At 70.9% G+C, this 21,320-nt stretch carries 20 protein-coding genes; 1 reads left to right on the forward strand and 19 read right to left on the reverse strand.

Annotated features, from left to right (window positions below):
• Window positions 1-10: 10 nt before the first annotated feature.
• Genes fabG through G020_RS0104310 form a run of 11 tightly spaced genes read right to left on the reverse strand, consistent with a single transcriptional unit; the run spans window position 11 to window position 9,647 of the window.
• Window positions 11-733, reverse strand: a complete 723-nt coding sequence (fabG, locus tag G020_RS0104260; protein ID WP_024328774.1) for a 3-oxoacyl-ACP reductase FabG — start codon at window positions 731-733, stop codon at window positions 11-13.
• Entirely contained in the window at window positions 730-1,170 is a 441-nt protein-coding gene (locus G020_RS0104265) for a hypothetical protein (protein WP_024328775.1), read from the reverse strand. The genes fabG and G020_RS0104265 overlap by 4 nt, the downstream gene beginning before the upstream one ends.
• Complete coding sequence (locus G020_RS0104270) at window positions 1,167-1,955, reverse strand: beta-ketoacyl synthase chain length factor (protein ID WP_024328776.1); 789 nt, start codon at window positions 1,953-1,955, stop codon at window positions 1,167-1,169. The genes G020_RS0104265 and G020_RS0104270 overlap by 4 nt, the downstream gene beginning before the upstream one ends.
• Window positions 1,952-3,142: a beta-ketoacyl-[acyl-carrier-protein] synthase family protein gene (locus G020_RS0104275; RefSeq protein ID WP_024328777.1), complete on the reverse strand. Its 1,191-nt coding sequence runs from the start codon at window positions 3,140-3,142 to the stop codon at window positions 1,952-1,954. Before G020_RS0104275 ends, G020_RS0104270 begins: the two co-directional genes overlap by 4 nt.
• On the reverse strand, window positions 3,139-5,562 hold the full coding sequence (locus G020_RS0104280) for an MMPL family transporter (protein WP_024328778.1): 2,424 nt from the start codon (window positions 5,560-5,562) through the stop codon (window positions 3,139-3,141). The genes G020_RS0104275 and G020_RS0104280 overlap by 4 nt, the downstream gene beginning before the upstream one ends.
• Before the next feature lie 6 nt (window positions 5,563-5,568).
• Entirely contained in the window at window positions 5,569-6,189 is a 621-nt protein-coding gene (locus tag G020_RS0104285; RefSeq protein ID WP_018870255.1) for a LolA-related protein, read from the reverse strand.
• The gene (locus G020_RS0104290) at window positions 6,179-7,072 is read right to left on the reverse strand and encodes a lipid A biosynthesis acyltransferase (protein WP_024328779.1); all 894 of its coding nucleotides are present in this window, start codon (window positions 7,070-7,072) and stop codon (window positions 6,179-6,181) included. The genes G020_RS0104285 and G020_RS0104290 overlap by 11 nt, the downstream gene beginning before the upstream one ends.
• Window positions 7,069-7,395, reverse strand: coding sequence for a hypothetical protein (locus G020_RS0104295; protein WP_018946934.1), 327 nt, complete (start codon window positions 7,393-7,395; stop codon window positions 7,069-7,071). Before G020_RS0104295 ends, G020_RS0104290 begins: the two co-directional genes overlap by 4 nt.
• A 1-nt stretch (window position 7,396) precedes the next feature.
• Window positions 7,397-8,767 (reverse strand): AMP-binding protein, encoded by a 1,371-nt coding sequence (locus G020_RS0104300; protein ID WP_024328780.1) that lies wholly within the window; start codon window positions 8,765-8,767, stop codon window positions 7,397-7,399.
• A complete protein-coding gene (locus tag G020_RS0104305; RefSeq protein WP_024328781.1) occupies window positions 8,764-9,378 on the reverse strand; it encodes a ketosynthase in 615 nt (204 codons plus the stop codon). The genes G020_RS0104300 and G020_RS0104305 overlap by 4 nt, the downstream gene beginning before the upstream one ends.
• The gene (locus G020_RS0104310) at window positions 9,375-9,647 is read right to left on the reverse strand and encodes a phosphopantetheine-binding protein (RefSeq protein WP_018870250.1); all 273 of its coding nucleotides are present in this window, start codon (window positions 9,645-9,647) and stop codon (window positions 9,375-9,377) included. The genes G020_RS0104305 and G020_RS0104310 overlap by 4 nt, the downstream gene beginning before the upstream one ends.
• Window positions 9,648-9,766: 119 nt before the next feature.
• On the opposite strand from G020_RS0104310, the gene G020_RS0104315 reads away from it, so the two are divergent.
• Entirely contained in the window at window positions 9,767-10,486 is a 720-nt protein-coding gene (locus tag G020_RS0104315) for a YdcF family protein (protein ID WP_051130318.1), read from the forward strand.
• A 19-nt stretch (window positions 10,487-10,505) separates the two neighbouring features.
• Here G020_RS0104315 and G020_RS0104320 read toward each other — a convergent pair whose 3' ends face one another.
• From G020_RS0104320 to G020_RS0104360, 8 genes are all read right to left on the reverse strand, one after another.
• Window positions 10,506-10,835 (reverse strand): hypothetical protein, encoded by a 330-nt coding sequence (locus G020_RS0104320; RefSeq protein WP_018946938.1) that lies wholly within the window; start codon window positions 10,833-10,835, stop codon window positions 10,506-10,508.
• Window positions 10,836-10,858: 23 nt separating this feature from the next.
• Complete coding sequence (locus G020_RS0104325; protein WP_024328783.1) at window positions 10,859-12,061, reverse strand: alanine--glyoxylate aminotransferase family protein; 1,203 nt, start codon at window positions 12,059-12,061, stop codon at window positions 10,859-10,861.
• Between the two features lie 111 nt (window positions 12,062-12,172).
• A complete protein-coding gene (glcF, locus tag G020_RS0104330) occupies window positions 12,173-13,441 on the reverse strand; it encodes a glycolate oxidase subunit GlcF (protein WP_024328784.1) in 1,269 nt (422 codons plus the stop codon).
• 13 nt (window positions 13,442-13,454) lie between these two features.
• Window positions 13,455-14,564: a glycolate oxidase subunit GlcE gene (gene glcE / locus G020_RS0104335; protein WP_024328785.1), complete on the reverse strand. Its 1,110-nt coding sequence runs from the start codon at window positions 14,562-14,564 to the stop codon at window positions 13,455-13,457.
• Between the two features lie 76 nt (window positions 14,565-14,640).
• Window positions 14,641-17,406, reverse strand: a complete 2,766-nt coding sequence (locus tag G020_RS0104340) for a TRAP transporter permease (protein WP_024328786.1) — start codon at window positions 17,404-17,406, stop codon at window positions 14,641-14,643.
• Window positions 17,399-18,382 (reverse strand): TAXI family TRAP transporter solute-binding subunit, encoded by a 984-nt coding sequence (locus G020_RS0104345; protein ID WP_024328787.1) that lies wholly within the window; start codon window positions 18,380-18,382, stop codon window positions 17,399-17,401. The genes G020_RS0104340 and G020_RS0104345 overlap by 8 nt, the downstream gene beginning before the upstream one ends.
• Before the next feature lie 308 nt (window positions 18,383-18,690).
• Window positions 18,691-19,797 (reverse strand): alkene reductase, encoded by a 1,107-nt coding sequence (locus G020_RS0104355; RefSeq protein ID WP_024328788.1) that lies wholly within the window; start codon window positions 19,795-19,797, stop codon window positions 18,691-18,693.
• A 92-nt stretch (window positions 19,798-19,889) separates the two neighbouring features.
• The gene (locus tag G020_RS0104360) at window positions 19,890-21,044 is read right to left on the reverse strand and encodes a glycerate kinase (RefSeq protein WP_029681201.1); all 1,155 of its coding nucleotides are present in this window, start codon (window positions 21,042-21,044) and stop codon (window positions 19,890-19,892) included.
• Window positions 21,045-21,320: the final 276 nt, after the last annotated feature.

The raw sequence follows: 21,320 nt of genomic DNA on the forward strand, positions 1-21,320 counted from the left end.
GTCCGGGGCATCAGGCCAGAGCACCGTTGATGCCGATGACCTGCCCGGAGACGTAGCCGGCGGCCTCGGAGGCGAGATAGCCCACCAGCCCGGCGACCTCGGCGGGCTCGCCGGCGCGGCGCATGGGCACCATGCGGCGGATGGTGTCGGCATCGAACGCGGATTCGCTCATCGGGCTCTCGATGATCCCGGGCGCGACCGCGTTGGCGGTGATGCCGCGGCTGGCGACCTCCTGGGCCAGCGACTTGATCGCCCCGTGGAGCCCGGCCTTGGCGGCGGCATAGTTGGCCTGGCCGCGGTTCCCGGTGACACCGGCCACCGAGGTCACCGCGATGACCCGGCCCCAGCGGGTGGTGATCATCGGTAGCAGCGCCGGCTGGATCACGTTGTAGAAGCCGTGCAGCGAGACCTCCAGCGGTCGGCGCCACTGTTCCGGGGTCATGCCGGCCAGCGGGGCATCGTCGTGGATCCCGGCGTTGTGCACCAGGATCTGGAACGGGCCGCGGGCGATCTCGGCCTCCAGCGCCGCGCGGGTGGCGTCGGCGTCGGTGATGTCGAAGCCCAGCACCTCGGCCCGCCCGCCGTCGGCGCGGATCTGTTCGGCAATGCTCGTGGCGGCGTCGGTATTGCGGTTGGCATGGACGAAGACCTCGCAGCCGGCGGCGGCGAGATCCCGGGCGATGGCCGCGCCGATGGCGCCGCTGCCGCCGGTGACGAGTGCGCGTCGCGTCATGGGGTTTCTCCGGATTCCAGGATGACCGTGGCGCGGGCCGCCAGCAGGCGTTCGCCGCCGGCTTCCACGGCGAGATCGTAGATCGAGCTGTGGGCGTCGGCCATCACCCGCTGCGCGTGGATGTCCAGTGCGGTTTCGACGGTGTCCAGGCGCCGCGCGTGGATCTGCAGGTCACGCACTGCAGCGAGATAGCCCGCGCGGGGTGGTGCGCTGTCCGCCGCGCCCAGGCTGCCGTGCACGGCCATCGCCTGGGCGCCGTATTCCAGTGCCGCCAGGGCGTGCAGGCCGGGTTCGCTGCGCAGCGGGTTGTCCGGATCGTGGTGCGAACGGGCGCGACAGTGGATGCGGTCGGCATCGTGGGCGACCACCTCGTCCAGCAGGCTCATCGCCCCGGCATGCGGCAGGCGCTCGCGGATGGCGGCGGCGTCCAGGATCATGGCGTGGTTTCCTCCACGTGCAGCCCGAGTACCCGCCCGGCGGGGGCTTCCAGGACCACTGCGTCATGGTGGGCGCCGGCCAGACGTTCCAGCAGGGGCAGGGCCCGGGCCGCGGGGTTGGTGGCGCGCAGGGCTTCCAGCGCCGGCGCCCGGCACGGGGTATCGGGACCGTTCCCCCCGGGGTCCAGGCGCAGCTGCCACTGCGCGCCCGCGACCGGTCCCAGGCGCAGGCCAAAGGCAAAATTCTCGGTGACCGGACGGACCGTGCGGAACAGCTCCATGGACGGGACGTCGTAGGAGACCACCAGGACCTCCCCGCCCTCGGACAGCTGCAGGGTGACCGCCTCCAGCAGCCCGGCGGCCACCGTGCCGGTAAAGCCGGACAGGGCGGTGGCCGGGGCCGGGTTGCGGGTGGCGATGGACCAGTTGCCGGCCGGGGCGTTGTGCACCGAGTTGTGAAACTGCATGGGCGAGACCGCCGGGTCCGGGTGGGTCAGCGCCTCGCAGATGCGGTCGATGATGTCCATGTCGCCGCTGGAGGAGGCGAACACGCTGCGCATCGACGTGCGGTCACCGCCCTCGCTGGCCTCCTCTGCCGCACGCAGGGCCAGACGGATGGTCTGTGTGGTGCGACGGCGTTCGTTGGCCGGAAGCAGGCTGGTGGGCGGGATCTGCACCGGTGCGTACAGGTGCTCCTCGCGCCCGGCGAGGATCTCCCGCGCCGACGGGAAATCCGCCAGCCCGGGCCCGATCAGCCCGACCGCGTGGATGCCGACGGGATTCAGCACGGGGCCTCCAGCAGCAGCGAGCAGTTGTTGCCCCCGAAACCGAAGGCGTTGAGCAGCACCCGGCGCACCGGGCGTTCTTCGCTGGCCGCGCGCGCATCCAGACCCAGTTCGGGGTCCGGGTCGGTCAGTCCGGCGGTGCCGGGCACGAAGCCGCCGGCCAGACTGGCCAGGGCCTGGGCCGCGCCCACCGCCCCGGCCGCGCCCAGGGTGTGGCCGGTGAGGCCCTTGGTGCCGGCGCAGCGTGCCCGCGGGCCCAGGACATCGGCCAGCGCACGCGCCTCCGAGCGGTCGTTGGCGGGGGTGGCGGTGGCATGCATCAGCACGTAGTCCAGTTCGTGTCCTTCGCGCCCGGCGCGCTGCAGGGCCTCGCGCATGGCCCGTGCGGCGCCCGCACCCTCGGGGTGGGGCGCGGACATGTGATGGGCGTCGCTGGATTCGCCGTGGCCGGTCAGGCGCGGGGCGTCCGCCGGGCCATCCTCCGCGCGTTCCAGCAGGAAGAAGCCCGCCGCCTCGCCGATGGAGATCCCGCGCCGCTGCCGGTCCAGCGGGGTGCAGGGCTCGGGGGCCACCAGCTGCAGGGCGTTGAAGCCGTACAGGGTCATCCCGCACAGCGAGTCGACCCCGCCGACGATGGCCGCGTCGCAGACCCCCGCCCGCAGATGGCGCCAGGCATCGGCGAACACCTTGGCGCTGGAGGAGCAGGCGGTGGAGACCACCATCGCCGGCCCGCTCAGACCGAGGCGCGTGGCCACGTAGTCCGCCAGCGAATACATGTTCTGGGTGTGGCGGTAGTCGTAGTCGGGGGGCAGGGCGCCGGTCTCCGGATCGCGCCGCCGATAGGCCTCCTCCGTGGCCGCGATCCCGGAGGTGCTGGTGCCCAGCAGCACCGCGATCCGGTCGGCGCCGTGGCGACGTATCGCGGCATCCACCGCGGCGAGGAAGCCGTCCTGCTGCAGGGCGAGTTCGGCCAGCCGGTTGTTGCGGCAGTCGAACGGCGCCAGCTCGCCTTCCAGCAGGTGATCTTCCAGGCCTTCGACACGGCCGACGAAGGTCTCCAGGTCCACGTCGGGCAGATCGCAGCGGCGCAGGCCACTGCGGCCCGCGCGCAGCGCGGCCGCGCCCGCGGCGTTGCCGGTGCCGGCGGCGCTGGTCTGGGTGTGGGCGGTAATGGCCAGGGCATTCATGGAGACGGTTTGATCCTCGAGCGCAACAACCCCGGCCCGGGGCCGGGGGCCTCGGGCGTCGGGGGCGGGTTCACGGGGCGGGCCAGCAACAGGGCCGCCACGTAGGAAAATACCACGCCCAGGGCCACGGTGAGACCCAGGGCACGCAGCACCGGCAGGCTGGACAGGGCCAGCAGAGCAAAAACCAGACCGGTGGACAGGGCGCACAGGGTCACCGAGCGGCGGGTGCGCCGGGCCTCGTCCGGTTCCATGGCGCCCGGGCGGCCGAGGAATACCGCGTAGTCCAGCCCCAGCCCGATCACCAGCATCAATGCGATCAGGTGGAACAGGGTCAGCTCGATCCCGAGCAGCAGCAGGCTGGCGGTAGTCAGCAGCAAGCCGGCCGCGACTGCAGTCACGATGCGCAGGCTGCGCCCGGGATCGCGCGTCAGCAGCCACAGCAGGGCGGTGACCGCCAGCGCGGCCAGGGCCAGGCGAGTCAGGGCCGCCTTGCGGAAATCCGCGACCATGGCCTCGGTGGTGGTGCGCAGGTCGACCAGTTCGACCTGTGTGCCGGCGGTCGCGCCGTGGCGGTCGATATGCCCGCTCACGGCGCCGGCGTCGCTCAGCCCGCGCAGCAGCACCTGTCCGATCCAGGCCCGTTCATGTCCCGCCGCCGAATGTTCGCCCGGGGCCAGCAGCAGCGGTTCCAGCGCCTGGCGCAGCGGCCCGTCGGGCAGGCTGGCAGGGGTCACCGGATCCATCTCGCGACTGCGTTCCACGTCGTCGAGAAACGGCGTGAAGGCCTCGGCCTGAAAGCCGTGGTCCCGCACGGCCCTTTCCACGTGTTCGGCCAGGGTGTCGCGCTCGGGCAGGGCCGCCTGGCGTTCGCGCTGGGTCGCGGTATCCGGGAGGATCTGTGCGGGATGGTCGAAACCGGTGATCGCCCCCGCGTCGCGCAGCGCCTCCAGCGGTTCGTCCAGCGCGCGCGCGGCCTGCAGCACGGCGTCGGCGGATTCCCCCCGGATCAGCACCAGATGGCGCACGTCCGGCAGCCCCAGCGCGTCGCGCAGTTCGCGATCCAGGGTGATGGCCTCCTCCGGCACCGGATTGAGCGCGGTGAGCTGGTCGTTCCACGGGAAGGGGTCGCGGCTCAGCAGCACGGCCAGCGCCGCGAGTACCGCCACCAGCAGCAGACCGAGGCCCGCTCGCTGTCCGCGCGGTCGCAGCGAGGGCAGGGGCAGCCGCGGTTCCGGCAGGCCCCGTTCGCGTGCGCCGCGTGGTAGCAGGGCCGGCAGGACCCAGCGGGTCACCGCGGCGGCGACCAGGATCCCGGTCAGCACGAACAGACCCAGCTGGGCCATGCCGGGGAACGAGGTCGCGGCCATCAGCGCGTAGACCAGCGCGGTGGAGCCGGCTCCCAGCACCAGCGCCGGCCACAGTTCCCCGGCGACCCGTGCGGCCCCCCGGCGGCCGGTGTGTGCGAACAGATGCAGGGGATAGTCCAGCGCGACCCCCAGCACGGTGATGCCGAAGGCCAGCGCGATCCCGTGCAGATGGCCGAAGACCAGCGTGACCACGGCCGCGCCGGCGAGGATCCCGCTGCCCAGCGGGATCGCCGCCAGCCACACCGGATGGGGGTGGCGGAAGACCACCAGCAAGAGCACCGCCAGCGCCAGCGAGGCGGCCAGGCTGAAGGCGGTGACCTCGGCGCGGATGCGCTCGCGCGATTCCACGGCGATGGCGGGTGGCCCGGCCTGCAGCAGATTCAGTTCATCGGCGGCCAGGGCCGTGAACTCGCGGTCGACGCGTTGCAGCAGTTCCGTCTGTTCCTCCAGGCCCGCGGCCTCGGGCGCGATGCGCACGACCAGCAGGGCCCGCTCGCCCGCCGGGTCGGTCCATACGCCGTGCTTGCCGCGAATGGCGTTGCCGAACGGGTCGCGCAGGCGTTCGCCCAGTTCCAGCAGTTCACCGGTGGGGTCGCGCGGGATCAGCTCGCGCGGCATCGCGGGTACTGCGCTGGAGAGGTCGTCGCGGCGCTCGGCGAACGCGCTGTCCAGGTGTTCCCGGGAAAAGCGCTCGGGCGTGACCGCCGGGCTCAGCAGGTAGCGCAGGTCGAGGATCGCTTCCAGCGCCTCGGGGTCGAAATCGCCGCGTCCGTTGTGGACGCCGGCGACCGCCGGATCCCCGCGCAGGGCGTCGGCGAGTCCGTCGGAGGCCGTGGCCCGCCGTGCGGCATCGCCGCCCTCGATGGCCAGCAGCAGCTGGCGGGCGCCCGGCCCGGCGTCGACGTCCAGCGGCAGCCCGGCCTCGGCTCCGGGGTCGGGCATGAATCGTCCCAGGTCGGTGGCCATCTCGCCGCGCAGGGCCAGGACCAGGGCCGCGATCAGCAGGCCGGCCAGCCACAGCGTGACCGCGGCGCGCGAGGGGAGGGATGACATGCGCGGTCAGTCGCGTTCGCTGGAGGGGTCGCCGGATGCCGGGGCTTCGAAATGCATGCGGCTGGTGCGGTTGCCGGATTCCCAGGTGTCCATGCGCCGGATCTCGCCTTCGCGGCCGCGGATGGTGATCTCGATGATCGCCCGGCGCAGCGCGCGGTCGCGCGGGCGCAGCTCCAGTTCCCAGGCGTCGAGATCGCCGTCCAGTTCGACCTCGAAGCCCGCTTCCAGGGCCTCGCGGTCGCCCTGCAGCAGGCTGCGGAACAGCCCGGCGAAGGCCTCCAGCCCGGGTTGTTCGTCCAGACGGATCTCGCGCACCGAATCGCCGCGGGTCAGGGTCAGCTCGCGGCCCTCGATGCGCACGTGCTCGCCGCGCCGGCCGTCGGTCTCGCGGATCAGGGTATCCGGGGGCTCGAAGGCGATGCGGCCGCTCTGGCGGTCCTCCGACTGCAGCATCGGGTCCTGGCGGACCTCGCGAAAGGCCATCTCCGCGGGCGCGTCGAGGCTCAGGGCCGCCAGGATCGCATCCAGCGTGTCCGCGGCGGCCGGCAGCGGCAGCCACAGCAGGGGCAGAAGGGCCAGCCATGCGAGCCGGGCGGGCCCGCGGGTGCGGTGATGGTCAGTCGTCATGCCAGAAATCATAGAAGTTGAACCAGTTCCACGGGGCGTCCCGCACATGGGCCTCCAGGCGCCGGGCATAGTGGCAGGTCCAGTCCTGCAGCACCGCGTCGCGTTGTGCCCGCGGCGCCTCGATCGCGTCGGCAAAGTGTTCGAAGACGATATCGTAGCGGTTGCCGCCGCGATAGAGTCCGAAACACAGGATCACCGGCACCTTCAGCACCGTCGCCAGCAGCATCGGGCCCATGGGGAAGACCGCGCGGTCGCCGAGAAATTCGCACTCCACCGTGCGATCGTTTTCCACCACCCGATCGCCCAGCATGCCCACCATCTCGCCGCGTTCCACCGCCTCGCGGGCGCGGATCAGGGTGTCGGTACGCCCCAGCGGGATCACGCTGTGCGCGACCTCGGGGTTGAGCGAATCCAGCAGGCGGGTGATCACCTGGTTGTGGTCGGCATCCATCAGCACCCGGACGGGGAAGTCGTGATGGCCCACGGCCAGCGCCCGCAGGGCCTCGAAACTGCCCAGATGGGCCCCCAGCAGGATCGCGCCGTCCCCGGAGTCCAGTGCCTGGTGGAAGATGTCGGCGCCGTGCACGCGGATATCCAGGGCCTGCTCGCGCCCGGCGAGCAGGAACACCCGGTCGAGGATCACCGCAGCGAAGCTGTGCAGGTGGCGGGCGACATCGCGTACGCGCGGCGGATGCCCCAGCACCCGCCGCAGATACTGCCGACTGTGGCGGCGGGCGCGCGGTGCCAGCAGCAGGAAATAGGCGGTAATGGGGTACAGAAGCAGGCGCCCGGCCGGGCGTCCCAGGCGCAGCGCGACCCACAGGATGATGCGCAGGGCGAGGGGACTGCCGCGTTCCTCCTGAGCGCGCCAGTCCCCGCTCATGACGGGTCGGCCGGCGGTTCGGGGTCCAGCTGTCCCGCGCACAGCAGGGTGGCGGACCCGTCATCGAGTACGCAGCGGAAGGCCCGGGAGCCGCGGCGCCCGGGCTCGTCGATCTCCACGCGGAACGGTGCTTCGGGGTGCAGCGGCGCCACGAACTTCACCTGCGGGAACCGGCCGGGGGCGGCCAGCCCCAGTTCTCCGGCCGCGTCCAGCACCTGTTCCAGGATGATCACGCCGGGCACCACGGGGTTCCCGGGGAAATGACCCGGAAGTGCCGGGTGGTCCTGCGGGACCCGGCGGGGCTGACTGGTCAGGGTGGGCATCTCAGACGGGCTCCCCGTGGCTGGCAAGCAGCTCCAGCAGTGCCTGACGCGGCAGCTTGCCGGTGGTCGAGCGCGGCAGGCGCTCCACCCTCACCAGCGGGCGCGGAAGGAACGCCGGGTCGAGGCGTTCGGCGAGCTGCTCCAGGATGTCGGTCTCGCTCAGCTCCGGGGCCACCACCAGCGCCGCCAGCCGGGCGATCCCGGCGGCATCCGAACTGTCTGCGGGCGGAATGAACACCCCGTCCTCGACTCCGGGGAGGGTCTGCAAGTGGCGATTCAGTTCGACCAGCGAGGCCCTCTTGCCGGCGATATTGAGCATGTCGGCCAGGCGTCCGGTCATGCGGAAGCGGCCATCCTCGGCGACCTCGATGCAGTCCGGCAGGGGAACCGGCTCGCGATGCTGCGGACCATGCGCGAGAGCCAGACCGGAGGCATCGCCGTCGGCGCGGACATGCACACCCGGGTACGGGGTCCAGTGGTGTTCCCGGACCGTGCGGCGGGAAGCGATGGCACCGGCCTCGGTGCAGCCGTAGATCTCGTTGACCGGGGCGCCAAAGTGCGCCTCGAGCTCCTTCGCGGTGCTGGCTTCCAGCGGTGCGGTGGCGGAGAGGATGCGGCGCGGCGCGGACGGGGCCGACTGGCCGGAACGCAGGCAGGTCCCCAGGTGGAAAGGCGTGGAGATCAGCACCGGACCGGTCTCGCGCTCCAGTGCCGCGTGCACGTCGGCAGGGTAGAACGGACGTTCGGCGAGCAGGGTATTGGGGCCCAGCAGGGCCGGGAGCACCGTGGACTCCAGCCCGTACATGTGCTGCGGCGGCACGGTGGCGACCAGGGTATGCCCGGGGGTGCGGTCCAGCTTCAGGCGCTGCAGCGCCTGCTTGGTGACCGCGACCAGATCCCCCCAGCGTCGTGGATGGGCGGTGGGCGTCCCGGTGGAGCCGGATGAAAAACCGAGGATCGCAGTGCGATCCCGGGGGATCATCGGGATGTCCGCGGGACGGTCTTCGTTCCCGCCCCCGGCGTCGCCACGCGCGCTGACCGCCAGGGTGTGCAGGGGGAAGTCCTCCTCGCAGGAGTCCACCAGTGCGACCGCTTCGGGATAGCCACGGGCGATCTCGCCCAGCACCGTGCGCCCGCGCGCCGGCGGCAGCAGGTTCATCTGTCCGCGCAGCAGGATGGCGCCGAACGCGACCGAGAACCGGTAACGGTCCTCGCACAGGTTGAAGGCCGCCGGCGCCTCGGGCAGGCGGGCGGCCAGTTCGCGGACGTCGGCCAGCCAGGCGGCGCGCGACACCGGGCGTCCGCCGACCCGGGCCAGAGGCGTGTCGGCGTCCGTCAGCAGCGGGCAGGCGAGGGCAGCGGCTTCGCTCATGGCTGCCTCAGGAGACGTCGATGATCGGCCCGCGCCAGTTCCATCAGATAGGCGAGAAACCCGTCACGGGGTTCATCCGGCAGGAAGCGGGCACGCAGCGGATATTCCAGCATGAACAGGACTCCCAGCAGAAGATAGTTCAGGCCGTTGGCCACGACCGCCCATACGGTCGTCGGCGCGAACAGCGACAGTCCGGCGGACACTAGCGCCAGCAGGGCGCAGGTACTCGCCCAGATGGCGGTGATGACCCGGGTATAGCGATGGACCGCGGGGCTGTCCGAGGCCCCCATTTCCAGGGCATACCGCGTGATCAGTGGCGTGGAGCCGGACCGCAGCGAGCGCGCGAACAGCGCCGCGATCAGGCCCGGGACCAGCACCGGCACCGCGTGGATCAGCCACTCGCCGGCCGGGGTCAGACCGAACAGGGCCAGCGCCGCCAGCAGCCCCGTGCCCAGCAGCATGCGTGCCCGCGGGCGCAGCGACGTGGCCACGGCGAGAAACACCAGCAGCGTCAGCAGGACCAGCGGCAGCGGCTGCAGCTCGACCCATTGCCCGGCGATCACTGACACCGGGTAGGCCAGCGCGACCGCAGCGGCCGGCCGTGCCGTCACGAGGACGTCCGGTTCGCCTCGATATGTTCGCTCAGCGCACGCAGGGATGCGAAGATCCGCAGGTTGTCCTCGTCGTCCGAACGGATCTGCACGCCATACGCGCGACCGATCGCCAGAGCCAGCTCGAGGGCATCGATAGAATCCAGCCCCAGACCCTCGCGGAACAGCGGGGCCTCCGGCTCGATGTCCTCCGGCGCCGTTTCCTCGAGGTTCAGGCTGTCCACGATCAATCGGGCGACTTCCTGCTCGAATGCCGTCTGCGCCCCCATAACTTCCCCCTGATGTCCCTGGTCGGGGGCGATGATACCGGTAAGACCCCGGGCTTGGTACCCTTCAAACGAAGGTGTTACTCCGGCGTCGGGTTGTGTCAGCCTTCGGCAAGGCCCGGATGCCGATCATTCTCATCCTGATCATGGAGGTCACATTGGCGCAGCATCGCCGGGTAACCCTGGAGCGCGTGGGTGCGGACGGGCTGGCGATGTTCGCGCTGTCGCAGGTCGTGATCCTGGCGACCCTGGGGATCAGCCTGCTGCTGGCGTGGCACGGCGTGCGCTGCACCGCGCATGCAGCCTGCCGGCCGCGGGAGGTGGGTACCGTGCTGGTGGCGGGGATGCAGCTGGAAGAGGAGCATCCGACCCCCGGATATCGCCTGCGGCTGCTGCGGGCGCTGCGGCTGCTGCGCCGGCATCCGCAAGCCCGGGTGCTGCTGCTGGGCGGGCAGACCGCGGCACAGGGGCCCAGCGAGGCGGCGGCCGGGGCGGCGTTCCTGCGTGAACGGGGCGTCGCGAACGCGCGCATCCGCATCGAGGACCGCTCCACGCATACCCTGGAGAACCTGCGCCATGCGCGCGATTTGATGCGCGAGGAGAGCGCCGGCTCGGACGATCCGCCGGCGGTGCTGGTGACCAGCCGCTATCACCTGGCCCGGGCGCTGGCGATCGCGCGCGGGCTGGGTCTGCACCTGCAGCCGTGCCCCGCCGAGCCCGGCCGTCATGCTGCCCGGGGACCGGTATTGTGGCGCGAGGCCTGGCTGCTGCACTGGTACCACACCGGGCGGGTATTCGCCCGGGTGTTCCGCCGGCGCGGCATGCTCCGGCGGATCACCTGACCACGGACGCGGGTCCGGGTCAGCCGCGGGCGGCGAGGGCCTCCTCGTTGTAGGCGGCATCGATGGTGGTGATGGTCTTCTCCACCAGGCGGAAACCCTCCACCGGGGCATCGTCGGCCATGTACTTCAGGCGCACCGGGCCGATCGACTTGACCGCCTCGGCACGCTCCAGCGTGGTGTCGGGGCCGTCGGCACCGGCCCCGTCCATCAGCGCGGTGAGGATTTCGGCCACGATCGGGTCCTTGTGTTCGCCGTTGCGGGCCTTTGCCAGGGTGCCGGCGGCATCGCCGTCCAGGAATTCCGTGTCCATGTGCCGATCCAGGTAGTTCAGCAGTTCGCTCAGGGTCATCAAAGCCTCCTCGGGTCGTTTGTTCAGCCGGTGCTGTCGGTGGCATCCATGCGGGCATAGGCCGCACGCGCCGCCGCCATCGCCCGGCCGGGTTCCACCACACCACGATCCGCCAGTACCGCCTCCAGAGCGGACAGGCAGGTCAGCACGTTGCGTTCGTTCGCGCCATAGCCCATCAGGCCGATGCGCCACACCTTGCCGGCGTACGGCCCCAGGCCGGCACCGATCTCCAGGCCGTAGCGTTCCAGCAGCTCGCCGCGCACCGCCGCCTCGTCCACGCCCTCGGGGACATATACGGAATTGAGCTGCGGCAGACGGTGTTCCTCGGCCACCAGGAATTCGAGGCCCATGGCCTCGAGGCCGGCGCGCAGAGCGTCGTGGTGACGGCAGTGGCGCGCCCAGCTGTTTTCCAGGCCTTCTTCCTGCAGGATCACCAGTGACTCGTGCAGAGCGTACAGGGCGTTGATCGGGGCGGTGTGGTGATACGCGCGCTTGCTGCCGCCACCCCAGTAGCCCATGACCAGGTTCAGGTCGAGGAACCAGCTCTGCACCTTGTGGCTGCGCGCCTGGATGCGGTCCACCGCGCGCTGGCTGAAGCTGACCGGCGACAGGCCGGGGGTGCAGGACAGGCATTTCTGGGTGCCGGAATAGATCGCGTCCACGCCCCAGTCGTCGACGTACAGCGGGCTCCCGGCGAGGCCGGTCACCGAGTCTACGATGGTCAGGCAGTCGTGCTCACGGGCCAGCCGGCACAGGGTCTCGACGTCCGAGCGCGCGCCGGTGGAGGTTTCGGCGTGGACGAACGCGAGGATCTTTGCATCCGGATTGCCCTTGAGCGCGTCCGCGACCTTGTCCGGGGAGACCGGGTTGCCCCAGTCATCTTCCACCACCACGGCGGTGCCGCCACAGCGTTCGACGTTCTCCTTCATGCGTGTGCCGAACACGCCGTTGATGCAGACGATGACCTTGTCCCCCGGTTCGACGAGGTTCACGAAGCAGGTCTCCATGCCGGCCGAGCCGGGGGCGGAGACCGGCAGGGTCAGCGCGTTTTCGGTCTGGAAGGCATACTGCAGCAGGCCCTTCATCTCTTCCATCATGCCGACGAACACCGGGTCCAGGTGGCCGATGATCGGGCGACTCATCGCGCTCAGCACGCGCGGGTTCACGTCGGAGGGGCCAGGCCCCATCAGGGTGCGTTGCGGCGGAAGAAAGGAGGAGGTGGTCATGATTTAACCTTCTGCAGTACTCGGGAATCGGATGGCGCGAATGTAGGCCCCGCCCGGGGTGCGGGCAAGCGCCCCCACCGCGCGGCGGGAGTTCCCCGCGCCGGTTCATGGTCACCCTTCCCGGCGGTGGCGGTCCAGCAGGCTCAGCCAGTGTTCCACCCCGCGCTCGGTGCCCGACTGCAGGTGACTCAGGCAGCCGATGTTGGCCGACACGATGCGCGCCGGGGCCGCGGCCTCCAGGTTTCCCAGCTTGCGGTCGCGCAGCTGCCGCGCCATGGCCGGCTGCGTGATGGAATAGGTCCCGGCCGAGCCGCAGCACAAATGCCCCTCGGCGACCGGCAGCACCTCGCAGCCGGCCGCCCGCAGCAGCGGTTCCACGCGTCCGGCCAGGCCCTGGCCGTGCTGCAGGGTGCAGGGGGTGTGCCACGCGATCCGGCGGTCCTCGCCGGTGACCTCGATCCCCAGCGCACGGACGGTGTCGGCGTCGAACAGCTCGGCCGGGTCGCGCACCAGCGCGGTGAGTTCGCGCGCCCGCTCGCGGTATTCGTTGTCACGGTCCAGCAGGTGGGCGTAGTCGCGCAGCATCGCGCCGCAGCCGCTGGCGGTGGAGACCACCGCGTCCACCCCGCGATCCAGTGCCGGTGCCCAGGCGTCGAGATTGGCGTGCAGGCGGGCGCGGGTGCGGTCCGCATCACTCAGGTGATGTTCCACCGCGCCGCAGCAGCGCGCGGCGGAGACCCGTTCCACCGCGATGCCGCGTGCGGCCATCAGGCGCTCGAACGCCGCGTTGATGCGGGCGTCGATGGCATCGTGCACGCAGCCGGCCAGCAGCAGTACGCGGCCGTGCTCGAAGGGTACGGCCCCGCCCTGCAGCACCGGGGCGCCGGCGGGTCGCCCGGGACGCGGCGGGGCCGGAAGGGCGGCCGGCACCTTGGCCCGCAGCTCGCCCCGCAGCAACGGGCGGGCCAGGCGCCCGGCGCCCAGGGCCAGGCGGAACGGCCACCCGGCCGGGAGCGTGCGCTTGAGGGCCGCGCGCAGCAGGCGTTCGCGCCAGCCGCGCGGGACGTCGCGTTCCACCGCCTCGCGGCCGAATTCCACCAGATGCGCGTAGTTGACCCCGGAGGGACAGGTGGTCATGCAGTTGAGGCAGGTCAGGCAACGGTCCAGGTGGCGGCCGGTGGCCGTGTCGGCCTCGCCCTGTTCCAGCACCTGCTTGATCAGGTAGATGCGTCCGCGCGGGCCGTCCAGCTCGTCGCCCAGTTCCTGGTAGGTGGGGCAGGTCGCGTTGCAGAAACCGCAGTGGACGCAGTTGCGCAGGGCCTGTGCGGCGATGCGGGCGGCCGGGTCGTCGGCGTAGCGTTCGTGGATACGGGTGTCCATGGGAGTGCTCGCTTCAGGTGCCGGTGGCGCGGGGCGGGGATCCGGGCAGCAGCGGACTGTGGAACACGCCTTCGGGGTCCATGGCCTGCCGCACCCGGGCTTCCAGCCCCTCCAGGGCGGTGCCGCGCGGATGCAGGCGCGGTGCGCCGGCCGGGTCCCCGTGCCAGATGCGGGCATGTCCGCCGGCGGCCTCCACTGCGGCGCGCACCCGTGCCGGCTCGGCCTCGCTGCGCAGCCAGCGTTCCCCGCCGCCCCAGTTCAGCAGCCACTCGCCGGGCAGCTCCAGCGGGGGCGTGGCCGGGGGCACGGTGATGCGCCACAGGCGTTCGCCGGGCAGTGGGTCGGGCCCGAACAGGTCCGCGCGGTGGTCGCGCAGGCCGCGCCAGAACCCTTCGTCTTCCACGCAAGCCGCGTCGCCCAGGCGCTCCGCGGCTTCCGTGACCGCCTGTTCCCCGCCGCTCAGGCGCAGGTACATGCAGCCGCCACTCCAGGCCAGTCCGGACAGCGGGAGGGCCGTACGACCCAGCTCGCGACAGGTTTCGATGAAGCCGGCGGCATCCAGCTCGCGCTGCAGGTACTGTTCATGCGCCGGGCGCGGCAGGAGCTTGAAGCTGACCTCCAGCAGGACCCCGAGACCGCCCAGGCTGCCCGCCATCAGGCGCGAGACATCGAAGCCGGCGACGTTCTTCATCACCTCGCCGCCGAAGCGCAGGATCTCGCCGGAGCCGTTGATCACGCGCGTGCCCAGTACGGCATCGCGCAGGCTGGAGGTCCACGGCCGGCGCGGACCCGACAGCCCGGTGGCTACCATGCCCCCCACGGTGGCGCCCGGCCCGGGATCCCCCGGCTCGAACGGCAGCATCATGCCCACTGCGGCCAGCTCGGCCTGCAGTTCGGCCAGCGGAGTGCCGGCCCGCACGCTGACCACCAGTTCGCTGGGGGCGAGATGGGTGATGCCGCGATGTGCGGTCACATCGAGGGACTCGACGTCACCCGGCAGGGGGTCGGGGCGGGCGATGGCCGACCGGGTCCCGCCCCCGGCGATCCACAGCCGGCGGCCGCCATCGGCGGCCTCGCGGACCGTGCGGGCGAGTTCCTGGCTGTAGTCGGCGGTCTCGGACATCGGTCTCCCGCGGGTTTCGGGTGGCGGCGCGCGGGTGCGTTCGGCATCCGGCCGGTCGGGGTCGGCCCCGCGCGGTTCAGGCCGGGAGCGTCGGCGCCGCCGTTGCCGGGCCGGGGCCCGCAGGCGGATCGCGCCGGCGCTGGTTCCACACCACCACCAGCCCCAGGGCCAGCGCCGGCAGATAGAACCAGTACGGGCTCGGCCGGTCGGTGGGCACCAGCACCGCGGTGATCTCCCAGCCGCCTTCCAAGCCTACGCGGGCGGCGGGACTGCCGAAAGCAACCGTGCGGATGCGCGTTCTTTCCTCCGGATCCACGTCCAGACCGGCCTCGGACAGGCGCTCCAGCGGGTCGTCACGCCGCTCGCCCAGCGGGAACATCACCGTGCGGGTGACCTCGCGTCCCTCCAGATCCAGGCCGGTGGCCCGCAGGCGAAGGTTCGCCCCCTCCGGGGCTGCGTCCACTACCTCGGTCAGGGTCGCCGGGTCCTCGCTGACATGGGCCGGCGCGATGCGGTCCATCAGCACGGTGGGTGCGAGCAGGGTGAAGGCCACCACCAGCAGCAGGGCGGACTCCCAGTAGCGGCTGCGGGTCAGGAACCAGCCCTGGGTGGCCGCGGTGAACGCCAGGATCCCCGCCAGCGAGCCGAAGAACACCAGCGCCAGCTGGAACACGTTGTCCACCCCGATCAGCAGCAGCTGGCTGTTGAAGATGAAGAAGAACGGCAGGGCCACGGTACGCAGGCTGTAGGCGAAGGCCTGGAGGCCGGTGCGCACCGGGTCCGCCTTCGCGACGGCCGCGCCGGCGAACGAGGCGAGGCCGACCGGCGGGGTGACATCGGCCATGATGCCGAAGTAAAAGACGAACAGATGGGCGGCGATCAGCGGGATCAGGACGTCGTTCTGGGCCCCCAGCTCGACCACGATCGGGGCCATCAGCGTGGCCACCACGATGTAGTTGGCCGTGGTCGGCAGGCCCAGGCCCAGGATCAGGCTGATCACGGCCGTCAGCAGCAGGACCAGAAGCAGGTTGCCGCCTGACAGAGTGTCGACCACGTCGGTCAGCACCAGGCCGAGCCCGGTCATCGCCACCGTGCCGACGATGATTCCGGCCGCCGCCGTGGCCACCCCGATCCCGATCATGTTGCGCGCGCCGGTGGCGATCCCGTTGAACAGTTCCCAGATTCCGGCCCAGGTGGCCTGCAGCAGGCCGCCGCTGCGGCGGAACAGGGCCACCAGCGGCCGCTGGGTCAGTACGATGAAGATCATGAAGGCCACCGCCCAGAACGCGGCCAGGCCGGGGGACAGGCGCTCCACCACCAGAGCCCAGACCAGCACCACCAGCGGCAGGATGAAATGCATGCCCGCCAGCACCGTGGGGCCGATGCGTGGCAGCGGGCGGTCGGTGTCCAGCGGCTCGGGGTCCGGCTCGCGCGCGGCGATCCACAGCAGCACCAGATAGGCCGCGAACAGCAGTCCGGCGATGATCCAGGCGGCGCGCTCGTCCGCCACGTCCTTGATCCAGCCCAGACCCCAGTACACCGCGGCGGCGAGGATGATCAGGCTGCTCAGGGTCAGGCCGAAGGCGATCAGACGCCCGCGCAGGGTCCCGCCGACCGCGCGCTGCAGGCCTTCCATGCCACCCTTGCAGGCCTCCAGGTGCACGATGTAGAGCAGCGCGATGTAGGCGATCAGGGCCGGCAGGATGGCGTGCTTGAGGACCTCCACGTAGGTGATGCCCACGTACTCCACCATCAGGAACGCGGCTGCGCCCATCACCGGCGGCATCAGCTGGCCGTTGACCGAGCTGGCGACTTCGATGGCCCCCGCCTTGTGCGCGGGGAAGCCGACGCGTTTCATCAGCGGTATGGTGAAGGTGCCGGTGGTCACGGTATTGGCGATCGAGGAACCGGAGACCAGTCCGGTCATGCCCGAGGCGATCACCGCGGCCTTGGCCGGGCCACCGCGCATATGCCCCAGCAGGGCGAAGGCCACGCGGATGAAGTAGTCGCCGGCCCCGGCGCGTTCCAGCAGCGCGCCGAACAGCACGAACAGGAACACGAAGCTGGTGGAGACCCCCAGGGCGATCCCGAACACCCCCTCGTTGGACAGCCACTGCTGGGCCATGGCGCGCGGGTAGCTGGCGCCGCGATGGGCGATGATGTCCGGCATCAGCGGCCCGGCGAAGGTGTAGAACAGAAAGATTGCCGCGATGAGGGTCAGCGCCGGCCCCAGCACCCGCCGGGCGGCCTCCAGCAGCAGGATCAGGCCGATCCCGGCGACGATCAGATCGACTTCGGTGGGTGCGCCGGCACGCTGGCCCAGGGCTTCGTGGAACAGGTACAGATACAGCGCGCTGAACGCGGCGACCGCCGCATAGAGCCAGTCGAACGCCGGGACCCGGTCCAGCGGATCGCGCCCGCGCAGCAGCGGCCAGGCCACCGCCAGCAGGGCCGCGCCCAGCGCTGCGTAGACCTCGCCCAGACGTTCCAGCCCGGCGACCTGCCACGCGCCCAGTGCCAGCAGGGCGAGCCCGCCAAGGCCATAGGCAATGCCGAAGGCGCGCGTCGGCAGGGTGCACCGCGCGGTGGGCCGGAACGCCGGGAACAGCAGGAAGGCGAGGAACACCGCGAACGCGAGATGCACCGCCCGGGCATCGGTGTCGGACACCGTGAACCAGTCCAGCGCATCCGGCAGCGGCGAGGCGATCCACAACTGGAACAGCGACCACGCGACCGCGACCACGAAGATCAGGCTGCGCGTCGCTGTTCCGGGATGGCGCGCACCGGTCTCGATCTCCTGCGGGGCGGCGGATTGCGGGGGTGTGCGTTCGGGCTCAGTCATGGATCCATCCTGCCTCGCGGAAATAGCGCCGCGCCCCCGGATGCAGCGGCGCGGACAGGCCTTCGTCGACCATCGCCTCGCGCTCCAGTCCCGCGAACGCCGGGTGCAGACCGCGGAAGGTGTCGAAGTTCTCGAACACCGCGCGGGTTAGGGCGTAGGCGGCCTCGTTGCTGGTGCGCTCCGAGGTGACCAGGGTCGCGCCCACGCCATAGGTACGGATGGTGTCTTCCTGTCCGGGATAGGTCCGGGCCGGGATCTCGGCGGCCATGTAATACGGGGTTTCGTTTACCAGCCGGTCGATGGCTTCGCCCTCCAGCGAGACCAGCCGGGCGTTGCAGGTGGCGATGGGTTCCTGGATCGCGGCCGACGGGTGCCCGACCGAGAACACGAAGGCATCCACGCGGTTGTCGCACAGCGCCTGGGCCTGTTCGCGCGAGGGCAGTTCGGCGACCCGGGCGAAGGTGTCGTGGTCCCAGCCGAGTTCGTCCAGCAGTTCTTCCATCATCGCGCGCTGACCCGAACCGGGGTTGCCGATATTCACCCGCTGGCCGCGCAGGTCATCCAGGCTTTCGATGCCGGAATCCGGGTGCACCACCAGGGTCAGCGGTTCGGGGTGCAGGCTGAACATCGCCCGCAGGTGACGCGCCGGGCCGAAGGCCTCGAAGCGTCCGCTGCCGTGGTAGGCGTGGTGCTGCAGGTCCGACTGGGCCACGCCGAAGTCCATGTCGCCCGAACGGATCATGTTCAGGTTGAACACCGAGCCGCCGGTGCTCTCGGCGGTGCAGCGCATGCCGTGTTCGTCGCGCGCCGCATTGAACAGCCGGCACAGGTGCTGGCCGGCGGGGTAGTAGACCCCGGTGACCCCGCCGGTGCCGATGTTCACGAAGGCCTGACCGGCCGCGGCCGGCAGGGCCAGCAGTACCCCCAGCAGGCCGAGCAGCAGGACCGGACCGTTGCATCCGCCGTACCGGTTCATTCGCATTTCCTCGTGGGGCCTGATCGACGGGAGTCCAGGTGTGATCTCTCAACAGGGTGTCCACGGGGCGACTCCGAAGGATGCCGAGTTGGCCGACCTGGCCATTCCAGGGAGGACGCCCCGTGAACCTTCATCAAAATGCCTTAATGAGGCCCCGTGGTCGAGAGCGGATGGTTCGCCTGGTGGTGGATCATGGCCAGAGTCTTCGGGCCGCGGTCCGCACCCTGCGGCGAGCAGATCCTCGCGGGGCGGATTCGGGGGTGCACAGTGGTGCGAGCCAGGGAGGGGATGCGCGAAGGGGGCCGGTTTCAGTCGGATAGCGCCGGGTAGTCGGTGTAGCCGTGTTCGTCGCCGCCGTAGAAGGTGGCTTCGTCCCACTCGTTGAGCGGGGCGCCCTGGCGGAAGCGTTCGGGCAGGTCCGGGTTGGCGATGAACGGGCGGCCAAAGGTGACCAGGTCGCAGCGGCCGGCGTCGATGCGCTGGCGTGCCTCTTCGGCGGTGTAGGCGCCGTTGCCGATGTAGGTATGGCTGAAGCGCGCGCGGATCGCGTCGATGATGGATTCCGGGCGGCCGGATTCGTGGTTGCCCTGGAAGGAGTCCTCCACCACCTCGATGTAGGCGATGCCGGTGGCATCCAGGGCCTCGGCGAAGGCGCTGTAGGTCGCCAGCGGATCGTCATCGTGCATGCCGTTGAAACTGCCGGTCGGGCTCACGCGGATGCCCACGCGCTCCGCCCCCCAGATCTCGATCACCGCGCGCACCACCTCCAGCGGCAGACGGATGCGGTTCTCCACCGAGCCCCCGTAGGCGTCGGTGCGGTGGTTGCTGCCACTGCGGATGAACTGGTCCAGCAGGTAGCCGTTGGCGGCGTGGATCTGCACGCCGTCGAAGCCCGCCGCCTTGGCATTCTGCGCGCCCTGGCGATACTGCTCCACGATGCCCGGCAACTCGTCGAGTTCCAGCGCGCGCGGCTCCAGTACTTCAACCATGCCGGATTCGGCACTGATGAAGGTATAGGCGCCCTCCGGCTGGATGGCGGAAGGGGCGACTGGCTTCTGACCGTCGGGTTGCAGCTCCGGGCGCGAGATGCGGCCGACGTGCCACAGCTGCGCCTGGATGCGTCCCCCGCCGCCATGCACGGCCTCGGTGACCTTGCGCCATCCGTCCACCTGCTCCGGCGAGTGGATGCCCGGGGTGAACGCATACCCCTTGCCCTGCGGCGAGACCTGCGTCGCCTCGCTGATGATGAGGCCAGCATCGGCGCGCTGCGCGTAGTACTCGGCGTTCAGGTCAGTGGGTACGTCGCCTGGCTGCCCGGCGCGCGAGCGCGTCAGCGGGGACATCAGCACCCGGTTCGGCAACTCCAGCGGGCCGAGGACATAGGGGCGAAAAAGCGCGTCGTCGTGCTTGGTCATGGGGTCTTCCTTTGGGTTCGTATCGATCCGTGCTGCGAGTCGGACCCGGATCAACCGAACACGTTCCTTTCAGACGGGAGCATTCCGCTGATTCACGGTCGGATACCCGGCTCGGCCGCCTCGATCAGGGCACGGGTGCGCTCGGCGATGTAGTGTGCGGGGCGGGCCAGGGCCTGGTCCAGGGTGATGCTGCCGTCGCACAGGGCGCGGGCGCCGCTCAGGCCGAAGGCGCCGATCCCGGCCTCGTCGCAGGCGATGGAGCCGGCGATCGCCACCACCGGAACCCGCAGTTCTCGGGCGCGGCGCACGACTTCTGCTACCACCTTGCCGTGCGAGGTCTGGCCGTCCAGCTGGCCCTCGCCGGTGATGACCAGATCGGCCTCGCGGATCGCGGCGTCCAGCCCGATCAGTTCGGCCAGGTAGCCCGCGCCCATGCGCGCGCTACCGCCGAGGACGCAGTCCAGTGCGAACCCGAGCCCACCGGCGGCGCCGGCGCCCGGGGTGTCGGTGGGACGATGGAGGTGCCCGGCGGCATCAATGCAACGCGCCAGGTGCTCCATGTGCCCATCCATCGCCGGGATGTCGGCCGCCTTCAGGCCCTTTTGCGGGCCGAATACCGCCGCCGCGCCATGCGGCCCGGTCAGGGGGTTGTCCACATCGTTCAGCACGGTGATGTCGATGCGGCCCAGGCGCGGGTCCAGCGCGTCGAAAGCGACCCGTGCGAGACCGGCCAGGCCGGCGGGGTGGGGCGCAAGTGCGTGCCCCTCGGCATCCAGGAAGCGCACGCCCAGGGCCGCCAGCATGCCGGCGCCGCCATCCACCGTGCCGCTGCCGCCGAGGCCGATCATCAGGTGTTCGGCGCCGGCGTCCAGGGCCGCCCGCATCAGTTCGCCGACGCCGAAGCTGTGGAGCTGCCAGGGGTCGTGCCGGTCGTCGGGGATCCGGTCCAGCCCGCAGGCGGAGGCGACATCGATCACGGCCCGCTGTTCGCGGTGATCGCAGCCCCATCCGGCGCTCAAGTGGGCGCCGGTGGGGTCGGTCACATCCGACAGGTGCCAGGCCCAGCCAAGGGTGTGGCTGACCAGCCGCGCCGTGCCCTCGCCGCCATCCGCCATGGGCAGGGAGCGTACCCGGGCATCCGGTCGGGCGGCGTGCACTCCGCGGGCCATGGCGGCGGCCACGTCCTCGGCCTCCAGGCTGCCCTTGTAGCTGTCCGGGCAAACGACGACCCGGAGTCGTTCAGACAAAGATCAGGCCCTGGATGTAGATGGTGATCATGCCGGAGGCGGTGACCAGCGCCACGGTGGAGGATCCCCGGGCGGATTTCAGTGCGGCCACCGAGCCGAAATCAATTCGATAATCAGCATGTCGCGTCCTTTTGCCTTCTTATGAGTATCGATCCGGAGTCTAGGGAAACACTGATCAATGTACACGCTCGCGCTCGAGTCGCTTTTGCGTGCGAACAAGGCGCGGCGACCGCCGTGCAGTCATTCTGCACAAGGGAGCCGCAACGCCGTGCGCGC

It is taken from the genome of Thioalkalivibrio sp. ALR17-21, assembly GCF_000420185.1.
In the GTDB taxonomy this organism is placed as follows: Bacteria; Pseudomonadota; Gammaproteobacteria; order Ectothiorhodospirales; family Ectothiorhodospiraceae; genus Thioalkalivibrio; species Thioalkalivibrio halophilus.